Origin of the sequence: Kordia zhangzhouensis, assembly GCF_001005305.1 — a bacterium.
GTDB classification, from domain to species: Bacteria; Bacteroidota; Bacteroidia; order Flavobacteriales; family Flavobacteriaceae; genus Kordia; species Kordia zhangzhouensis.
Genome location: NZ_LBMH01000003.1, coordinates 658312 through 680016, shown reverse-complemented (window position 1 = coordinate 680016; position 21705 = coordinate 658312). Strand labels below are relative to the sequence as shown.

14 protein-coding genes are annotated in these 21705 nt (G+C 33.2%); all 14 read right to left on the bottom strand.

What is annotated here, in order from left to right:
• Positions 1-45: 45 nt before the first annotated feature.
• Positions 46-4260 (bottom strand): contractile injection system tape measure protein, encoded by a 4215-nt coding sequence (locus AA088_RS06355; protein WP_046744088.1) that lies wholly within the window; start codon positions 4258-4260, stop codon positions 46-48.
• A complete protein-coding gene (locus AA088_RS06350) occupies positions 4253-7087 on the bottom strand; it encodes a hypothetical protein (protein WP_046744087.1) in 2835 nt (944 codons plus the stop codon). The genes AA088_RS06355 and AA088_RS06350 overlap by 8 nt, the downstream gene beginning before the upstream one ends.
• Complete coding sequence (locus AA088_RS06345) at positions 7084-11325, bottom strand: hypothetical protein (RefSeq protein WP_046744086.1); 4242 nt, start codon at positions 11323-11325, stop codon at positions 7084-7086. Before AA088_RS06345 ends, AA088_RS06350 begins: the two co-directional genes overlap by 4 nt.
• Before the next feature lie 3 nt (positions 11326-11328).
• On the bottom strand, positions 11329-11757 hold the full coding sequence (locus AA088_RS06340; RefSeq protein ID WP_046744085.1) for a GPW/gp25 family protein: 429 nt from the start codon (positions 11755-11757) through the stop codon (positions 11329-11331).
• Positions 11750-12052: a PAAR domain-containing protein gene (locus tag AA088_RS06335; protein WP_046744084.1), complete on the bottom strand. Its 303-nt coding sequence runs from the start codon at positions 12050-12052 to the stop codon at positions 11750-11752. The genes AA088_RS06340 and AA088_RS06335 overlap by 8 nt, the downstream gene beginning before the upstream one ends.
• Positions 12053-12103: 51 nt before the next feature.
• Positions 12104-13903 carry a type VI secretion system tip protein VgrG gene (vgrG, locus tag AA088_RS06330; protein ID WP_046744083.1) on the bottom strand — a complete coding sequence of 600 codons (1800 nt, stop codon included), beginning with the start codon at positions 13901-13903 and terminating at the stop codon, positions 12104-12106.
• The gene (locus AA088_RS06325; protein ID WP_046744082.1) at positions 13904-14560 is read right to left on the bottom strand and encodes a CIS tube protein; all 657 of its coding nucleotides are present in this window, start codon (positions 14558-14560) and stop codon (positions 13904-13906) included.
• A gap of 24 nt (positions 14561-14584) precedes the next feature.
• A complete protein-coding gene (locus AA088_RS18810; RefSeq protein ID WP_394332084.1) occupies positions 14585-14755 on the bottom strand; it encodes a DUF5908 family protein in 171 nt (56 codons plus the stop codon).
• 19 nt (positions 14756-14774) lie between these two features.
• A complete protein-coding gene (locus AA088_RS06320; protein ID WP_046744081.1) occupies positions 14775-15224 on the bottom strand; it encodes a phage tail protein in 450 nt (149 codons plus the stop codon).
• On the bottom strand, positions 15217-15678 hold the full coding sequence (locus AA088_RS06315) for a phage tail protein (RefSeq protein ID WP_046744080.1): 462 nt from the start codon (positions 15676-15678) through the stop codon (positions 15217-15219). Before AA088_RS06315 ends, AA088_RS06320 begins: the two co-directional genes overlap by 8 nt.
• A 58-nt stretch (positions 15679-15736) precedes the next feature.
• On the bottom strand, positions 15737-17317 hold the full coding sequence (locus AA088_RS06310; RefSeq protein ID WP_046744079.1) for a phage tail sheath family protein: 1581 nt from the start codon (positions 17315-17317) through the stop codon (positions 15737-15739).
• A gap of 52 nt (positions 17318-17369) precedes the next feature.
• Positions 17370-18185 carry a hypothetical protein gene (locus AA088_RS06305; protein ID WP_046744078.1) on the bottom strand — a complete coding sequence of 272 codons (816 nt, stop codon included), beginning with the start codon at positions 18183-18185 and terminating at the stop codon, positions 17370-17372.
• Entirely contained in the window at positions 18182-18760 is a 579-nt protein-coding gene (locus tag AA088_RS06300; RefSeq protein ID WP_046744077.1) for a DUF4255 domain-containing protein, read from the bottom strand. Before AA088_RS06300 ends, AA088_RS06305 begins: the two co-directional genes overlap by 4 nt.
• 302 nt (positions 18761-19062) lie before the next feature.
• Complete coding sequence (locus AA088_RS06295; RefSeq protein WP_046744178.1) at positions 19063-21537, bottom strand: O-antigen ligase family protein; 2475 nt, start codon at positions 21535-21537, stop codon at positions 19063-19065.
• Positions 21538-21705 lie beyond the last annotated feature (168 nt).

The window sequence follows — 21705 nt, the reverse complement described above, 5'->3', positions numbered from 1 at the left end:
TCTATTTGTATAGTAATGTTATTTTTTTTCATGATGATTTGTATTTTAAAATGGCCACGTAACGTGTAAAGGTTTTTGCATCCATGGAAGTTTTATGATTGAAAAAGAAAAAGGAGATTTCAACATTAATATATCGTAAGGTCTTTTTTCGACAAGTAATTCCCAACGATCTTCGGTTTCTTTTAAAACCCCTTCTCTAACCAACCAATTTCCCCGAAAACCGTTTACAGATGTTTGTCCAATAGCACTCCAATATTGAATAACAGCTTCAATCATTCCATCAATTAACTGTTTGTCACTATCAGTCATATCAATACTGTCTTGTACAGGTGTATTTGGGGCTAATCCAGCCAACACTTTGTTGAGTGTTAATAATGACTCTTCCGTTTGTGTTAAACCTGTTACGATATACTGTAAGTAATGAACAGATTCAAGTTGGGCTTGTTCAGAAACAAATTCATTATCTTTTATAATTCCTAAACGATTAAAAAGAATAACAAAATAACTATTGAGCAGCACCAATCCTGCGTTTGGAATGTAAATACCTTCTTCTGGAAATGTGTTTGATTCGTTACTCATAGATTGTTTTTTTAGTTTTTTTGAAATTAAATGTTCTGGTGTTGTTTCAAACGATGCTACGATATCTTCAGATGGGAGTAATCGATTGTATGTGAGCTGTAAAGAAGCTGGTAAAGCAGGTTTGATTATATTAATTGCTGTAAAAAAATCGTTTTTATTGACTCCCATTTTTCCATGAATTTCCCAAAGTAATTCATTCCAAATATGAGTGCTTTTGAGAGTGTCCCAACGATTGGTTTTCCAAGCAATCAGTATTTTTGTAATGATAATTTCCTGTATTTTTTTAATAGAGATTCCTTTTATAGAAGTCATTGTAATAGCTTCATATAGTTTGGATATCTCTACAAGCGATTTTTTCTGTGTTGGATATAAACGCAGTAATGAATCAATGAACGAATGAAATTGTATTGTTTGTGCTAGAGTGCTTAGTTGTACGTTAGAGTTTAACTGACTTCGTATGGTTTTGAGCACTACTAAAGGTTGTTGTGTAATTAATTCATTTATCAATTTTGAATACGTATAATTTTTTGCAGAATACAACCACACAGGGATTTCAAAATGTGTAAAAAGATAGTCACTGAGGACTTCTATTTTTCCGTTTTCTAACAGTTCTTGAAAGATTTTTTCGGCTACAATAAATGGTTGTTTTTCAGTTAGGAGCTCAAAAATAGAATCTCTTTCAATGAGCACACTTTTGAGTAATGTTGGAACTTTATAATGATTGTTTTGAATATGTTTTACAATTGTAATTTGATCTAATGTTGGAATTTGTGAAAAAGCATCAAAAATAACTTGTACAAGTATCTCAATAATTTTCTTAGCAGTATACGTTGCTTGTAACATAGCAACAGTTTGTTTCCACAGTACAGGTTGTAATGAAGTAACTATTTGTGTGTTTCCTAACTCTTTTGTCAATACATAAAGTAAACGAATAGCATGAATTGCTGCAGATTGATTTGGAGAAGCATTACAAGCAATAATAGAAAGAAACATTTCAAAATCAATAGATTTTTGCAAGAACAACAACTGTTTTTCTGAAGAGAGAACATCTTTTAAAATAGTTCTGATTCTTTGTGGAGATGTTTCGGTGGCTATTTGAAACAGTTCTGAAAAGGAATAAAAAACACTGTCAATTTCAATCGTAGCATTACAATGTTCAATTTGTTGTGTCAATGCTTCAAACAATATCGTTTCTGAAATGCGATGATTTTGCACAACAATCGTACGTTTTGTAATCGTTGAATGCTTTGATGTTTTTTGATTCTTTTCTTTAAGAAGTATTGGAAAAAACTCCAGAATCGTTTTTTCAAAAAGCGTACAAAATGATGCTGAGTTTCCACGATGTTTTTCAAAACGAATTAATACGCTCCAAAAGCAATAATCAAATATATCTTTGTTGTTAATAGATGTGGTAAACCTGTTTTTTGTGAATTTTTTTTGCTGAAACTCTTTAAATAAATGCTTGTAAATAGATTCTGAATTTGGCAACAAGTACGAACGTATTTTTGCTTCATGCACTTTAAATTCGTATTCCTTATCTTTTTTATCAATTACTATTTTTTTTATCAAATTAGCCACCAATAATTGCTGATTAGGTTGTGCCATCAATTCTTTTACAAGAGAAATATTTGTCTGATTTCTTTGCAACTCAAATTGTGTTTTGCACAGTTGTACTATTTGGGTTGATGGCACTAATAGTTTCAATTTTTGGGAATGAAATAGAGTTTCAAAAGTTTCTTCAATCATTGTTTTAGAAAAATGTGTCGTTAATTCTTCTCGTTGAATGTTAATAAACAATTGCACCATCAAATCATTCACACCAATATTTGGCTGATTCCAAAGAATGTGAAAACTGTGTTCAAAAAGATGATTTTTTATTTTTCGAAAGATGGCCGTTTTTTTGGCATGTCGCGTAATTAATTGTTCTATAATTGATTGTAATGAAACAATAAATTGAAATATTTTAGGAGCTACTTTTCTAAGAAACGGAACGATTCCATAGTTTGAAACTAGAGCAGAAACACGAATAGTTGTTTGCGTGTTTTTCTCTATTTTTTGAACAGCTTCCCAAAATTGAATAGGAGCTTTTTGAATCCATTTTTCTAAGGTTTGCTCTAATTTTTTATAAGCTTTTGTAGTTGTTGACGATTCCTGAATTTGAGTAAAATAGGTTTCTACACTCTTCTTTAATGTTGCCTCGTTTGTCACAACAAATGAAGAAACATTAATTTCCCGTTGATAGTTTGTATGCAATGTATGATACAACGAACTAAAAAGAGGTCTTTTATCTTCAGATAATGCTGTGTTGGTCAAAAGTTGATCTAAAACAGTTCTCTTTTCTAACCGCTGCTTTTTAGCTATTTTTTCAATGACATATTGAATAAAAGCATCTTTTTCAAGTGATGAATGTTGATGTTTTACGCAAAAAATAAGCCCATGTGTGTACAAATCAAGAGTATCCATTTTAGCTGTATTTTTTAACGAAAGTGAAGCTAAAAACGAAATTTGTTCTAAAATTTGCTTGGAAAGCGAAGGAGATAATACTACAAATAAGCTTTCAACAGCGGCAGGAATCAAATCATGTAAAATAGTTTTCCATCGGTGAGTTGAAGTTTTTACCGCTAGGAGTATTTTTTGAAAACGAACAGAATCCAATTTGGGTAAATTAATGACTAACTCATTCAATTCATTTTTTTCAATGGATGATTGAGCCGAATTAGGATCTTTGAAATAGTCAGTTATTTTTATCCAAAAATGCTCTTTTTGCTTTTCGGTTTTTATTCGGATAAAAGGCTGTTCGTAAAGTTCTTTTGATAATAATTTAATAATTGCGATGAAGCTTTTATCTACTTGATAATACTCGCTCGCTTGTTTGATGGCACTTTCCATCAATTCAATCATTGCTTGATATGTCAAATTGAAATGTTGTGCCATTTGTTGAATGGTACTCTTTACAAAAGCTACTTTGTTAAAAATGGTGCCTCTGTCTGTAAATAAGTAATTGAGTATCCAAAACCATACATTTTTTCTTAAATCATTCGTGCTTGTCTGTACTACGGTTTCCTTTTCTTGAATTTTAATTAATTCATCAGAAAAACGGATAATTTGCTCATGACTACTAGGCTCAAGTCCTGCAATAATCTTTTTAATAATGACTACTGAAAACTGCCATGCAATTCGTTTGCGTACATTTTCAACTTTTCCTATTTCTTGAATCATTTGGATGACGTCCAAACGATTATTTGTAAGCTGAGAAAGTGCAATTTCAGAGATACTTCCATAGGCTTCTTGATAATTCCATGGCAGTATACCTTGTTGTAAAAATGTACGTAATACGTTGATTTGTGTTATATATTCATGCACAATTTCCAAGCGAGCTTCCCCACGTTTAGGATACATAATTAGCTCAAATAGTGTACTTCGTAACGCTTCTTCCAAGCGGGTTGGTAGCTCACTCCACAGGTTTTCATATACAATACTACCTAAATCAATTTGTAGCTTGTCTATCTTTAATGTTTGACCTTCAGGGCAAATACTGTCAAAAACACGATTTATAATACGTTGCATCTTGTAAGAACTCCACGCACTAATATCGTTTTGTAATTGATACGAATGTTTTTTCGAATCAAAAGCTGTATCCCAACAACAACGAGTAATGATATGTGTGCCTTGACTATGCATTGATGGAAATTTGACTTAATATTGAGATAAGATTACTTGTTGCACTTGCGAGTTCTTGCGAGTTGATAGTTTCTGTTTCAGCATTGTAAATATTAGCATTATACCAGTTTGCATATGCAGGAATAAGCGTTTTCATATCTGCAGCTGTTATGTTCAACGTTTTTACTGTAACCTGCAAGTCTAATTCGGTTTCTATAAAGTAGGAGAGGCGATATTGCCAATCGGCGGCATTAATTTCAGGTATAAAATCTGGAAATATCCAAAGCAAACTATTGCTTAAAAGTGAATCGGTAATATATATCGTATTTTCCTCGTTCCAGCTTACATTTGCTGTCCATGCATACCCTGTATTTCCAATAGGTGTAAATATTGCTTCATTTACGGAGCTACTTTCTATTTTTTCTAGTGCATATGAGGAGTCAATAGTAGTTAGATAAGTGGTAATATCTTGTGTTGACATTGTACTTAAACCTGAGGAAAGCTTCACAAAATCGTTATACATTAAAATTGTATTTAGGCGATAATAGGTTTTAGATAATGTATTCTCTCTAATAAATAATTGAAATTTTCCACTTTGCAAAAGAATATTAGTTTCAATACTAATCATTCCTTTTCGTTGTGTAATGAGCCATAAAGAAATTGCGCACTCGTCATACAATGTTTCTTTTTTATCGTTTGGAACATCGGTTTTTTCTACAACAGACTGAATAAAGTTCACGTAGAATGGACGCAACGTAAGTAGTATATTTAACTTTAAGGATACAGTTGTATAGTCTAAAGTATTCTGTGTGGTAATTTTTTCCTCTTCATCTACACGAGCACTATCAAAAACACCGTTTTTTTGATAACTTTTTGTAAGAATTTGTTGCAGCTCTTTCTTGGCTTTGTATGTTGCTTCTAATGTTCGTAATTGTTCTTGTGAAATAGACGTGTTTTTCTCAATATTTTTTTCTGTTTTTGAGAACAATTCTACCGTGGTAATTGCTGCCAAATCATTTATTAATGTATCTGTAATTTCTAACAGTTTTGAACTTAACTTTGAAGCTCCAATAACATTGTAAGCTTTTGTTCGATTGTAACTTAGAATGTCAAAATTTTGCAAGTAGAGACTTTTAATAATAACACGATCTTTTAGCATATCACCAGAATATACTGTGCCATTTATGAGTGTGTCAATTACCAAAGGCGATTCGCCGTGACGTGCCAATAAATGATCTAAGAGTTGATTTCTACGAGTAAGATTGACAGTTTCATCTTCATTAATAATTAGCAATCCATACATATATGAGTTATATGGATCGTCTTGATACGATGTCCAATTTTTGTGTTCAAGTGTTGTTTGTGATTCATACACAGGACCAAATTTGAAAATAGAATTGTTGCGTAATAAAGGCTCAATATTAGGAACACTTCCATATAAGGATTGATAAAAGTAGGTTGGAGAGAAAACTTCAAACGGAACAGGGTATTTTTGATTTATCTTTTCTTCAGCTGTTTTTGTATTGTTGTAGTTTTCTAAATCAGCAGGACTTCCTGTTGAAGCATTTTTAAATGAAAAGAGCTTATCGATGTTTGCCAATTGAGCAAATTGATTACTTAACATTTGATCAAATAAACTCAAATATCCTTTTAATTGTCGTGATTGTGCAACTTGATAAGTAGGTGTGTTTTGATTGGTTGCATTGAGTCCAACAGCATATACTTCTGGAAAAGTATGTTGGATAGAATAATAACTCGTAATATCTCTAAATTTTCCACTAGGAAGTTGTGGAGCCATTTGGACAGAAGCAACTTCATTGGCTTGTGCATCTGAAGATTGCATACTAGCAAGTTCATCAATCAACGAGGTGTTAAGCGAAGTATTTAAGTGTTTTCCGTGTGCACTGATTTCTAAAAGAGGGGCGTTTGTATTTTTAGTTAATGATGAAGAAAAGTCAAATGTTAAGATTTCGTCTTCATTACATGTAGCCGTGGTCGATGTCGTATTGTTTTCACTAAATTTTACTTTGCTAATTGATGATACACCTTCAACATCATGTATAATTTTTGTGATTTCAAATGCTTGTATTGTATCTTTTTTAGGTAACAAACTGCTCGAAGAAATCCAGCCGTTTTCTAAAGAAGGACCGTTAAAAATGTCATTGATACTTTCGCCTTTTTTCTTTAATGTATCATAGCCTGTTTGAGTGACTTCTGGAAATACATAATTGTTTATTTTTTGGACAATTTTTGGTAAAATAGTATTTAAGTCATATCCAGTATCAAGAACTAAATTTCCTGTAATTGTATATTTTTTGGGAACTAATATTTTTGGAGGTAAAAACCATTCACCTACATTTCTATAACTATTCAGTAAAAAATAAGTGTCTGAAACTGGAGCATTTATTACTGAAGGATCGTCATAAGAAGTACTGAGTTGTATATACACTTGATACACACCACTCACAAAAGGAAGTGTCAATGGAATTGGTATTACAATTGCATTTTTTACACTAGGAATACCATCAATAATACATTTTGTATAATCTTTTAGTGTAATTGGAGTCGTTGTTAAAATTTGTTGAGGTACAAAAAATTGATTCTCCACAGTAAGATTGCCATTTGCGTTGGTCAAAATATCTTTCATAGAGAAATTAGCACAATATCCTAACTCTGTAAAAGCATAACAAAGTTGCTCCAAAATTGTAACTCCTGGATCACTTGGATTCAGATTAGTCCAAGCAGTACTACTATGCTTTTGGATATATGCCAACCCTTCCGATTTCAAAGATTTGAAATCGAGCTCCAACGGAAGTGGTGTATCTACTATGTAATTTTCATTGCTCATAAATGATACTTGATTAGACTGTTTTCCGTTAAATTGTTGAGAGATGGTACCAATAAGACTCCATTAGTAGGAGCTATTTCTTGAATATGATCTTGATAATTGATTTGCCCAGTCGTAAAATTTTTAGTGCCAATTTGAAAAGAAAGCGTTGTAATTTCGAGCACGCTATCATATTCATTAATAAAAGCTGCCAACTCTGCTGTATCTAATCCGTTGTCAATAGTGATTTGTGTTTGAGCGCTAGTAATCCATGGAGCTAAAAACAAATTAACCCCGTTATTAATTTCTTGAGAAACAGAGGTTACATCTTCATCACTATTTAATAGGATATCAGCAGTAATTTTTACATAGTTCAATTTAAAATTCTCAACTACAATTTTTGAAAATGCAGAAGTACGTTGCGCTATGTAATTTTGAATCTCTAGTTCATTACATTCACTCAAAAGAGGAATAAAAGCATTTGTGTCATTTACATCAGAAACACGTTTAGCTACAAATATTTGTGTTTGATTGGTAAGATTATCATAGCTAGTTTTTGAATAATACACTTGTGGAAACTCAATACGGATTGTATTAAAATAATCTTGTTTTGCGACTAAACGATCTTTAGTTTTAAGACGATTACTTACTCGTGAGTTGGTTTGTATTTTTGTTTCGGCTGCTTTCCCGCCAAAAGAAGGAAATGGTTGTTCAACACTAGCTATTTCTGGTATTGCAGTTTTTGGACCTGTAATTGTATTTGCTTTTATTTGTGGAACTTCCGTAGAAAAATCGTTCGAAGCTACAATGCGTTGCAATGTGCATCCATTGCTTTTTAAAAAGGAGGTTTCTGGAAAGCTATCTAAATTATGGGTAGTTCCAATAGCAATCCAATAATTATTTCCAGCAAATGTATCGTGCTGAGTGGCGATATCCTCCGGAATATCAATTGTTATAATTCCAGAACAAGTAAACTTATTGGTGTCATCAGCAATAGAAGGCAAAGTTTTCCAACCAGTATTACTCAAGTAACTATAGCTTATTTCTTTAGAAGACAGAACGTTTTCTGTATAAGTTCGTGTTAATTCAATATAGAAACTTACACTTGCAGGAATAATCAAGTCTTGCAATTCTAAAAATAATTGCCCTTTTGACGAAAACTTAGGAACTAATGGGAGTGCTTTCAAGGGAATAATAGTTCCCAAGGAGGTTCTGTCTGGAGAATTTCCTAAGGTGGTATTTTCCGTAATAATGGGCGTTTCTACAGATGTATTATCATATACTTTATAATTTTTGAAAGGTGTATTATAAAAGCATTGCAATGGATATGCTTCATTATTATTAGAAAAATCATACGTGACTGATGCTGTATATGTGCCAGAAAATAACTTAACCATTGGGACAAAAGGAATGTTTGCAGGAGATATCAATGTTTGCGTATCACTAGTATCTTTTATTTTTTCAGCAATAATTTCTGCATTAAATAAAGCAATTGCAGCAACAACTTTTGGATATAAATCAACACCAAACCCATATGTAGGATCTGACAATGTCATCTGTAAAAAACCTTTGGTGCTTTGTTCGCTAAATTTTAGAGGCGACAGTTGTAAAGAAGGATCAATTACAGCAGAATCTGTGGTAAGACCTGTAAATGAAAAAGTACGTACTGGTGGAATGTAATCAGTGGTTGTTTCAAAAGGGAAATACAAATTTTTTAGTGTTTCTGAAGAAACATTATGGTCATTTACGTTGGTCGTAAATGTATTCCAAACACCATTTTCTAACCATTGAAAATTTATCTTAAAGGCTGTATTTGAAAACATGGATGTTGCTTTGTGAGTAACAGATACTTTTTCATGTTTGTGGAAAATATTGCCTATAGAACTCGTAATTCTTTTAAAAAGAGATTTCTTTTCATGTAATGATGTAGTCAAGGTTGTATTCTCTGCAGACAACAATTTTTCAAACACATAATTTTGTGTAGTGCTTATAGTATTTAGAATAGATGTTTCTGTAGAAGCAACACTTGCAATAGGCACCTTTTGATTGACTTTGATATTTGACATCAATTCGTTTTGGGCATTTTTGATAGCCGTAACCATTGAATTTTCATTGTTAATTATTGCATTAACCGTACTATCATTGTTTCCTGCTATTTTTTGTAAATTTTTTACTTCAGCAGTAGCAGTAGTTACAAGTTCTGATTGGGCTGCTTGAATTTGAGAGATAGCTTTTGTAGGATCTTTTTGATCAATAGTTTGAAATAGCTTTTTTTGAGTATTTGAAATGTCTGTAAAAAATGTTTCTTGCGAGTTAATAATCTGCTTGAACTTTTCTTTAATTGCTTCAATATCTTCTGGAGAACCCGAATATAGATTGTTTAAGTAATTATTATATTCTTGATAATAGGTAGAAAAGTCAAAATTTGATGCAAATGGATTCCAATTGATTTGAAAACTGATACTGTTTACCGGTTTGCTAAATATTTCTGCGCTCCCTACTCTGAAATGTTGATTCATTTTTGGCGCAGGACCAAATAGTTGGAAAGGTTTTTTGGCATTCAACTGACCAAAATCATTATACAATTCAAAATTTTGCAGTCCATCAACGACAACGTCAATTGAGAGTTTTTTAATCTGTGGAGGATCGGCTAAATTTTCATACTCTGAAAATTCCATTTTAAACAGCGGCCAATCACATGCATATCCATCTGGGTTTTTAGTAAAAGCAGCAATAATAGGATCAGTCGCTTTGAGCGTGATAGTTATTTTCAATAACCGATCAATGGTCATAGGTAATTTATAATCAGGAGTTGTAAAATCTAAGACAATCTGTTCTTTAGGAATAGAAAACCATGTCTTAGCCGTACTTAGATAAAATGTAGTATCTTCTTGTAAAATCTTGGTAAAGTTAGCATTTGAAAATGTGAAATTAAATGTAATAATTCGAGAAGATGCTTCTGTAAGGTACAACATTGGAGAGCTAATACTGAACGCCATTTTTTGTTGTATTCCTTCAGCATTTAGCTGAGAACCAAATGTTTTCCAGCTCTGAATTGTGCCCGATTTATCTTTTGAAACCACATTGACAGGCGGTAAGGTTTTTAAAAATAATGCATTGTGAAAAGGGTGTGTATTTTTCTGAGAAAGGGTATATGCATTGACAATTTTAGCAGAATTTAAAGACACATTTTTCGTTGTTTTAAATAGAATAGCTTCTTTATTACTATCCAATCCTGCATTGAAAATAGTTCCTTTTAAAAGTTTAAAAGTATTGGCTTTTTTAGATAAATCGAAACTAGCAAAAACAGTATCAGGAGTGACACTATTTGGAGATTGTTTTAAAATATCATGGTAGTAAAAATGTAAATGTTTTTCTGATAAACCGTTGAACTGTTTTTTATAAATTTTTAATAGACTCGTAAATGTTCGAAGCAATATTGTATCTGGAAAATGACCAGGTACTTTTTGAATAGTTTCCAATTCTGTAGCTGCATAAGAAATACATTTACTGTAAAAGGCAAATACTTTCTTTCCAGTAGTAAATAAAGAATTGTATAAATCTTGCTGTGTTACGTTATAAATATCAAAACATTGTTGATTGGCCTCATCAAGACAAGGAGTGGTTGGTAGACCTAAAACTTCCCAATACGGCAAAGTTCCTTTATTGACACTCCAAATTTTTGGATTGAAATTTTGAAAAGCGTATGAATTCACATTGAGAATCCCAGGAATCTTAACTTCTGTATTAGGTTTTTTTGCATAATTGTAAAGTTGTTTTCGCAATTCTAGCAACGACCATAAAATCAATCCATACGTGTCTTTAACATTGTTTATAACATATGTTTTTAAGTTGTACTCCATGGAAGATTGTTGCATATAGTATGTCCAACGCTCAATGATTTGAAAAATAACACACAACTTGTCAAATAGTTGGTTAAATGCATTCGAAATGAAATCAGGAAGTGCTGTTTGATTCAATGCTTTTTGAAGCTGAAAGCATGTATTTATGAAAAGAGAATACGCTTTTTGAAAAGAAGTTTTTGCAATTGAAGCGACTAAAAAAACAGGATCTTTTAATAAAAAAGGTGACCAATTCCCATTAATTGAATTTGTTCGGTCATAAAAATTGAATAAAGAAGCAAAATCAACAAGCAAACGCAAATGATCTGTTTCCGTTCTGCTGTCAACCAAATCGGCAGTTGGCACTAAAGCTTTTTCAAGTGCGAGTATTGCGCTATGTTGATCAAATTGATTCATTCTTTATCTCGATAAATTGGTTCCTTCTTTTATGTAAAAAGGATATACATAATTATGTCTTGTATTGGTTTGATTGTACATATAGTTAATTGTCACTTCTACCAAGCCAGTTTGTAGATCTGGGAATTCAACAATCACAGATATTACTTTGATTCTTGGCTCATTGTTTAACAAGGCTGTTTTTACAGCTTCTCGTATTTCTCCCTGTAAAGTGGGACGCATTTCTTTAAAAAAAAATGTTTGTAAACCAGAGCCAAATTGTGGTTCAAATGGTCGTTCTCCAAAAGTGGTTTGCATAATCAAGTCAATCATCTCATTGATGTTTGTCTCATATTTGGTCAATTGCAATTGATTATTTTCTGCAGAAAATGTTACAGGAAAAGACCAACCTGAGCCTAAAAACTCTTTTTGTATGTTTGCTTCTCTATCCACCAATCATTACTGTAAAATCTCCTAAAACTATCGAACCACCATGAGCAGTGGTATCTCCCATACGTGCTGCAGGCATTCCGCCAATCATCACTGTTGCTGAACCTTTTACAATAGAGTCTGGCGGACCTACACAAACTAGCATATCACCTACTCGTGCTGCTGGCAAACCACCTATTAAAACAGTGGGTTCGCCAGGTCCCGTAATCGGTCCGCCTACATGTGGTATGGGAGCAGGAACTGCAGGTGTTTGCATTGGACATTCATGAAAATCTGTTAATCGTGCTGCTGGTGGCATAGTTTTATGTATTTGTTTTTATGTAACTTATTCAGTTTGCTTAGTTATACATTAGTTAATCATTACCATTGCGCCTTTAATTGTGGTTTGAGTGCCTCCTTGGAGCGACGCAGTCATACTTCCTTCGGCAGAGTATTCCATATCAGCATTGGATTTAATGTTCATTCCTTTAATCTGTACATCACCTCCAGAAGATTGTATAGTAACTCCTTGATTTCCTTGCAAGGTTAAATTCTCTGTAGCTTGTACAGTGATACTTTTTTCGCTTTTAATTGTAATACCGCTTTCTGACATCACAATACTATTATTGTTTTGATCTTTGATGGTAATTTGTTTGTCTTCGTCACTAAAAATGGCCGTGTTTTTACTAGGTGTTTCAAGCGTTAGAATTTTCTTTTCATCGTCAAATTGAATGTTAATCCCTGACTTGGAAACTATAGCTTTTGTTGTATTATTTTCATTAGGGTCTAACCCGTTAAAAGGTTTGTTATTAGACGAACTGTACATGCTTCCTATAATAATGGGATAACGTGGATCTTCATTTAGAAAACCAACAACAACCTCATCACCAACTTCAGGCATAAAAAAAGCTCCTGCTCCTGAAGTAGAGTAGAAATTGGTCAGTCGTGCCCAAAGTCCTTCACCATTTGGGTCAAATAAAGGGATGTCTACTAATACACGATATTGATTATCAGGGTCTTCATACATTTTTTTTACAGTAGCATTGAAAAGTCCTTGAACTCCAGGTAATAATCCAGATGCTGGAGGTGCCATAACATCAGGTTCTTCAGTAAACCAAACAGGTGATAATCCTACAGAAACTTCGGTGGTCCAATTTCCATTACCGATAACATGATGTACGTTTGAAATAATATGATCACCGTTAAATCGGTCTCCTAAACCAGCAAGTGTGATATATTTTCCAGGATCTACTAGATTACTTCCTTGAAATTTCACATCTCCTTGAATTTTTGAATATGAACTTTTCGTCAAAGCAGCTTTAGACCAAGTTGTTAAATCTGTACTTTCCATTGGTGCCGTACTTTGCAACTCATAATTAGAAAGTCCCACTACTTCCGAAAGTTTTTTAGAAGATAGATTTCCTGGTCCTGCATAGCTGTTGGTAGCTTCTCCTGAAACTGTAGCTTGTGTCGAAAAATCCCAAGAAGTTGCTTTTGCAGATCCTAATTGCGTGATTGAGTCGAGCGAGGCATTAAATTCTAATAGATTGTTTCCGTAAGCAATTTCTAATACAGAACTTGTATTAGTATCAGGAGGAAATACAGATACTTTTCCATTTAGCGTAGTTACAATCATTCCGTTTGTTTCGGCGCGAGCTAATAGAAAATCCCAATCAGTTGCATAGTATTGTACCTGTTCAGGCCATTCTGTTGAAGTTGCGGAAACATCAGCACTTAAGCCACTGTAATTCCCTATAATTGTGCTCATAATGTCACTATCTTTTTGTTTGGAATAAGTAACACTTTTACGACCAACAATCATTTTTACAGCCTCATCGCGGCATTCAACAATCAATACAGAACCTTCGGCTCCGTGTACACGTATACTTTGCTTAGTAATAATTCCTTTGAAAATAACTTCGTTTTTAGAATCATACCCTGCTTCAATTGTAATGGAGTTTCCAGGAATAAATGTGCTAGATGAACTAGCTTCAAATGTTTCTGTTGCAGGACTTCCATCAATGATAGTAACTTTAGCAACAGATATACGGTTTACACCTTTTTCTATTTCAATAGATTGTATATCCATAGCATCGGGAATGGCATTGCCTTCCGTTTTAATGTCAAAGGTTACTAAACCTCCGCTAGAAATATTTGTTGACGCACTCATTTACGATGATTTTATAATGGGAGGAAACAGTAATTGTTGTCCTCCTTTTAGTTGTCTAAATTTGTTTAGGTCGTTGTACTGAGCAACTTGTATATAGTAATATGGAGTATTCCAAACTTTGTTTGATAGCTGAGGCAAATTTTCGCCCTGAGTTACTTCTACCAAGTGAGAAATATCAGGAGAACTTTCATTATCTTCTTTTTTTCGTTTATCTGAAGAAATATATTTCCCAAAAGTCAATGAAACTTTAGCTCTTAGCGGACTTCCGTCAGGTTTAAAAAGAGTATAAGTCGTATCAAAAGATTTTAATACACTGTAGAAAACCAAATTACTTCCCCATTGAATTTTTACATAGTTTGGGCGGTGAATATCTCCATTATAGGTATACACAATGTCTTCTAACGCTTTAATTTCATTGCTTAGGTCTGTTCTTTTATTGTCAACAACACCTGTACAATCAATCACAATATCAAAACTCAAATTGTCACTTGGCGTACTTTTGTACTTTTGCGAAGTTGAACTTGTGTCAATAGGTTGTTGTTCATTATACTCTATAGAACGACTCCATTGAATAGTTTCTGGATTAATCATCAAATTATAGGGTTCACCCGAGACAGCTTGTGTGAAGTCTTCATCTTTGTATCCAGTTATTTTCATGTATTCTAAAGACATAATCGTATATTACCTATTATATTTTTCACGTTTTTGAGCTTCCAATATCATACGCCTGCACATTTCAAGGACTTCGTCTTTTAGTTTTGTTGAATCTTGTACAGTTCGTTTACTATGTACATTTTCATGAACAGTTTTTATTTCTGTTTTGATTATAAGTTCTCTAATTTCTATAGGCATGATTTGTTGCTTGTTTTAATCAAGATGTAGATGAAATATTAAAATAATTATAAGCGAGTTCAATGGTTTCAATGAGAATTTCACTTTCCTGAGATTTTAGGTCAGAAACTGCATAACTTACGGGATATGCATTGTAAAATGTCCATTTCATTAGTGTTTTGCCCTCATTATCTAAAAGATCTACAGAAACATCTTGTGTTTGGATAGCTGTTGCCAAACCGTTATCTAGCGTGTCAGCGCACCACGAAATTAGTTTTGATCCTGTTGGTACAATAGCTCTTTTGAGTACTAGATTTTTACTTGTGCTAACAGTTGGTAATCGATATTTGAACCGATTTTCTCCACCACCAGCAACTTCTTCGACACCAAGTTCTTTACTGATGCCCGATACTTCTTTAAAAGCTGCATCTTCACCTTCAAACGAAAGTGAAAAGTAAAAACCAACAGGATATGTAGAACTACTATCCATTCGTAATAATTAGCTGTTCATGAGCAATTTCTAAAGTGTCAATCGCAACTTCATTTCCATCAGACTTTAAATCGGTACTCGTAATTTTGGTTGGCCACGCATTATTAAGTTGCCATTGCATGGTTACTTTTCCAGATTCATCTAATAATTTGATGAGAACAGTTCTACGTTTGATTGTATTCATTGAAATTTCAGCATGCCAGTTCCAAAATGTGTTATCATTTACAAAAACGCCTCGTTTCATGGTTACGTTTCCATATTTGACTATGCCGGGCATTTTCTCAGTTGAAAACAACGTGCTGTTACTTTTGCGATATTCAATGATTTGGTTTTCTACGTCCATTCCAGAAACTTCTTGAAATGCGACTCCTTTTAACTCAGTTCCTAAGTCTACTTCAAATCGGAACTTTGGCATGGGCCATGTTGAGCCTTCTTTACTTCCATCATCTGCCATAATAATATGTTTTTAAATGTTAATTTATTTTTTGAATGATTTAATTTATTAAATTCGATTAGCTTGAGGTTGCTTGCTGTTGTTGGAATGTCAGTACAATAAATTCTGCAGGACGTACAACCGCAACTTTAACGGTTACGTTCATAAATCCATTCAAAATATCGTCTGAAGTCATAGTAGTACCTAAACCGCAATCTACAGAAAATGCACTAGCTGCAGTTGCACCTTGCAATCCACCTTCTTTCCACACACTTGTTAAGAAACTACCAATCATAGATTTTACAGCTTCCCAAGTGTTTTTATCGTTTGGTGCAAATACATATGCTTGAGCAGCAAGTTTACACGATTGTTCAAGGAAAATCATAGTTCTACGTACCGAAAGATAGCGCCAATCTTGACTATTACCGTCTAAAGTTCTTGCTCCCCATATCAAAATTCCAAGGCCATTGAAAAAACGGATAGCATTGATCGATTTTCCTGAAACTGCATCAACATTGAGATCTGCTTGCTGAGATTCGGACAATTTAATTGGCAACGAAGCGGCTCCTACCATTGAAGTATTTGCAGGTGCTTGCCAAGGACCAACCTCATTATCGGTTACTGTGATAACTCCAGCCATTCCACCACTCGGAGGCAACATATTTGCATCGTTTAATACATGATTAATGATGGTACTGTAGGTTTTACTTGCTGCAATAAGTGAGTTGTTATATTGGCTAACAGTTAGCGGAGTTCCAGAAGGATTTTCAATATTTCCAATAATTGTTTCTACTGTAGAATTAGGATTGTCTGCTGGACTTAATAACGGTTGTAATTGTTTTAAATCACCTCCAAAAAGATTGGTGTAATCCAAGTCAGAAGTTTGCATGATTGTAGTACCCACAAAAGGATAATAAGCAGCACCATAATTCAAACCATTGGCTCCTGTATTGTTACGAAACGTTTCAATATCGTTTGTATACATGATTGGGTCAGGATTCCTTCCGCCAATAATATCAAAAATACACACAGAGGTTTGCATGTCTTCACTTTGTAATAACATTTCCTGCATCAATGTTCCGTTGTTTTCAACAGAAAGCAAGGTTGCTTCCGGACAAATGTACATGGTTGGTTCTTGCTCATTTTTTAATAAAGCCAGTCCATTAGAAAGGTCATTAAGCTGTACATTTGGATTGACAATTTGGTCGCCTGGTGTCATTGGTTTTCCTGATTGCGGCCCGTATGTTCCTACTGAAACAATATACGCATCGCCTCCACCATTTTCGTAAAATAAACGAATGCTATTGTACATGTAGTAAATGGTGTTTGGATCAGGGACAATAGAATAATAAGTTCCGTCAATCAATACATAATCACCTTTTTCAGGTAAGCTTTTTTGTGCTACTAAATAATATTGTGGACTGTATTGTTTTGCAGGATCTGCAGGAGGTGACGGGTTAGGTAACATAAAGATGGCTTGAAAGTCAGCAAACGAAGATACCTTCGTTGGTACGTTGGTGTATGATTTTCCTTCGTACATGGCTTGTGGTGTATACCCAATAAAGGCGGGTACAGCAGTTGCTACAGGAACAACTGAATTACCGAAACCATTTATTTCGTTGATATAAACCCCTGGAGATTTAATGGTTGATAAATTCATAAAACATAGTTATTAGTTCGTGTTAATTGTTATAATTGTTGAATAAGGCATCTTAGATATATACATATGCTACAGATGCTATTGTGTGATCGTTTTGTATTTGTAAATTCTCCGGATTGGGAATGGGCAATCCTTTGATAATAATTTCGTTACGTTTGCCCGATGCTGTTTTTTTTGTATTAATAAGGTCTAATGGATTGATAATAGTGTCGTGAAGCGGAATCTTAGTTTCTTCAGAAGAAAAACAGACGGCTTTTTGACCATTTTGCAAAGTAGTTTGTTGAGGTTTTGAAAAATGAATTGAACGATCCTTACTTTGAATTGACAGTTCTTGATAGGATTGATCTGAATTTTGAATAATAAAATAATTCCATTGAGTGCTACGCGCCTCCAATTGTATATTGAATTGTAAAATTTGATTCTCTTTTTGAAGTGAAATTACATCCTGAAATTGTATTGATACAGTCATTGCTTTTTCAGCAGAAGAATTCGCTTCAAAATTTTCTAAGAGAAAAATACCATCACTACTTTCATTTCCAATATTGGCACTTGAATAGGTTAAAGTTCCAAGCATATTGTAGGGAACTTTTGTAAAGTTGTAAAAGTTTTGTGTAGTTGTGGTAGCCCAAAAATCGAATGAGGTTTGATTTGAAACCTGAGAAATGTATGTTAAGAAAGTTTCTATGGTTTGATTGGTGGCTGCAAATAGTTCAAAACCACTATTCATTATATGAAGTACAATTCCATATTTTTGCATCAATGCTTGTGTTTGTGGGTGAGCTTCATACTTAAAACACTCACATACATTTGAAGCATAGTAGGAGTGAGTGATATGTACCCTGAACATTGATGTATAGGTTGTATTCATGATTTTACATTGGTTTTTGAGTTAATATTTGTTACAGCTGTTTCAAATCCTTCAATTTCATTGGATACAATTGTTACTAAACGAATCTTATAAATGACCGATGGTTGGTATTTAGCTCCGAGAGCAGTCCACAAATTTTGCATTTGCATATAGTTCTCACCTTTTTGAAATTCATATTCCAATTTCCCTAACTCTGGAGGAATTTCTCCATTTTTAGTAGCATCAATTAGTGGATTAATCTGGAAAAACTGAATAGAAGCATCCAAAAACTTTAAAGCTTCAGTATAAGCCTCAAAATTAGGTGTGATAAGTGTGAATAAATTGTAGCGGTGACTTGGCGGAGTTTTGACGTATGTGCCACTTTCTAATTGTCGATTCCTATTATAAAATTGAGTAGTAGTATCTTGCTCAACATGAATTAAAGAGAGAATGATTTTATTTTGATTCTCTAGTGGAACAACACCATTTTGATCAATTATGGCATTGATTTTCACGATGTCTTCATCCAAGCCAAATTTTTTTTTGACAAATTGGTTGAGCGCTTTTCCCGTGAATTGTAATGCTTTTTCAATCATGATGTAACAATATGGTATTGGTTGGTTAGTTTAAAGCATGTTAAAATTACGCATACAAACAATAGAAGATAGCGCTAAGGCGTATACCATTTATACACATTTTACAAGCACGCGTTTTTTTTCGTAGACAATTCGTAGACAAAGGAAAAAAGTGAAGTACTCTTTTTTGTGTCAACGCAAAAAAAATACGTATAATGTTTGTATAAAAAGGACAATTGTTAGCAATACCTCAAACAATAAGATAAGAAAAAATGTTTTTTGAAGTGCCAACAAAATAGTGCTGTCCAAAAAAGAAAAAGAAACTATTCTAATTTTGACTCAGGAAGAGCCATTGCTTGCGGATATTTTTTTGCCCTACTTTTTCTATAATCAACTTTAGCCTTTTCTATTTGTCCAAGTTGTTCGTAACAATATCCGCGACTGTATTCAGCTTTTCCATCAGAGAATGCACTTGCATTAATTACAATAGACAATTTTTTAATAGCTTCTGCGTAGTTTTTCTGAATCAAATCAATAATCCCGATATTTTGAATAGATAAATAATCTTTAGGATTGGTTTCTAAAATTTCTTCAAAAATATGACGAGCTTGTTCATATTGTTGTTTCACGAAGAAATCATATGCCTCTTGGTGCTTGGCTTTTACCTCTTTTTTACTTAAGTAGGATTTAAAACTAAGCCTTTTTGAAATATCTTTCTTTGTGTCGAGAATTTTTTTACTATACGAGTTGTATGCGAGTCCAGTATCCAAAATTTTTTGCATTCGTAACGTATCTTTAGTAAACTCATAAACCATAGTAGCTTTCGCAATCCAACCATTTACATCTCGATAGTTTTTAGTTGTGTAGCGATTCATTACTCTCCATAAATTGACCGTATCTTTTTGAGCACGGTAGATGTTTTTCAAAATAGTGTAATTGGCTTTGAATGCCGGATATTCGTCAAATACTTCTTCTGCATAATATTTAGCACTATCTAAATCATCTTTTACATTCAAAAAAATCTCTGCTTTAAAGGCTTTCACTAAATGTGCATCACCATTATATGATTTGATTTCATTTAAAATTTGTAGTGCTTCATCATATTTTTTGGCTTTAATTGCATAGTTAGCTAAATATACTTTATTGGCAGTACCAACGTGACTCAATTGTGGATAATTAATCCATCTTTTTTGAATGTTTGCATAATTATTTTTAAGTGGTTCATCACTAAACAAAGTTTTTCCAGATAAATCTGTGCGTAATTCTCTTTGTAATTGATACGATTTTAATACCAAATAGTTTGAAGCAATACTTGCAGAAGTCATCAATAATGCAATACCATATATAATGAAATGTGTTTTTTGGGGAATAGAAGTAGATTGTTCGTTTGAGTCTTTTGTGGAGAAAGTCAAGATAAAAATTACTGCCAAAATAAAGAACAATTGTATTGGTGGGCGTTCTAATGGAAAGTTTAATAAGGCATCGATAGTGTAAGCTGTTGCGACTAAAAAGATACAGAGATATAAAAACTGTTTTTGATAATCACCATCACGTCTCATCAATTTTACAAACCAAATAAAAGGTACTATAAAAAGAGTTATATATAATAAGAACCCAACAATTCCAGTTTCTGCGAGTTTTTCAACAAAATCATTATGTGCTCGACGCGGATTTGCAAATGTTCCTTTATTATGCGTGTAGTTAGCGTAATGTTCTTTCTTTTCAAGAGCTTTAAAGTTTCCGTATCCAACTCCCAAAAGCGGATTTTTCTTAAAATTAGTATACGCAAGTTGCCATAAAGAAAAACGACCAGAACTTATTCGAGATGGCAGCTCAATATGAACATCTGTAGGTTTTTGATGGTCTGATAAAGTTGAAAGTACGTTTCTTCCATCATAAAAGTCAATATTTTTTGGATTCAATACGGTACTGATTGAATTCATGGACTTTTTATCAATTTTGTTAATGTTTATTCCTAAAAGGAGTACTGTTAAAGGAATGGCAACAAGAATAATGGTTTCTTTTATTGTTTTTTGATAAGCAGAACGTTTTACTATTCCATAAATAGCAAAAAGAATACTAACTCCATAAATAATGGTCAAGGATACAATTGCAGTTCGCGAACCGGCCAAAAACAACGCTAAACTTCCTGAGAATAAGGAAATCCCAGAAATGTATTTCCAAATTTTTGAAAAATAAACAAGTCCATAAATTGCCAAAGGAATCTGTATGACAATAAATGCGGTATAAATATTTATACTAGAAAAAGGATGTCTAAAGTTAGACACAAATTCTGCTGATCGAGCAATATGTGAATTTCCTATAAAATAATCAAGAGCATACCAACTTTGATATAAGATAACAAATAGTGATACTTTACAGAGTAGATAAAAAAACAGTTTCGGACTCTTTCTAACAAAAAGATATAAAGAGTAAAACGTAATAATTACATTAACAAAACGTGATAAATGCACAAGGCTCTCACTAACATTGATTGCCGTGATTATAGACAAACAACCCATTGTAAAAAAACCAACTAAAAAAGCTAAATAAATTTTGGGTTTTTGGGGTAAACTGAAAGGTTGAAAAAAGTCTCGATGCTTCCATAAAAACACCAAATAAGCGATATTCAATATAGAAAAATACAGCCATTGAACCGCATCGTAATCTACAGCGCCAAACAATGGTACAAAACTTACAGCAAGATACAATATGCAAAAAAGTTGTGCGATGATAAGTTGATTAGCAATAGCTGCGTTTGTAGATGTTTTGGTCGTAGATGATTTTGTTTGGGCCATTATAATCGCTTTTGGTTTGGGAAAAATACTATTTTTCAAATAGTAAATCAAGCTTAGTGCATAATTGCTATCTCTAGTAAAGATCGAAAAAAAGAAGATTCAACAAGTAAATGTAAAAAAAGGAAACCTCAAAAACTCGATAAACTACATAAAAAAATCTATGCTTAA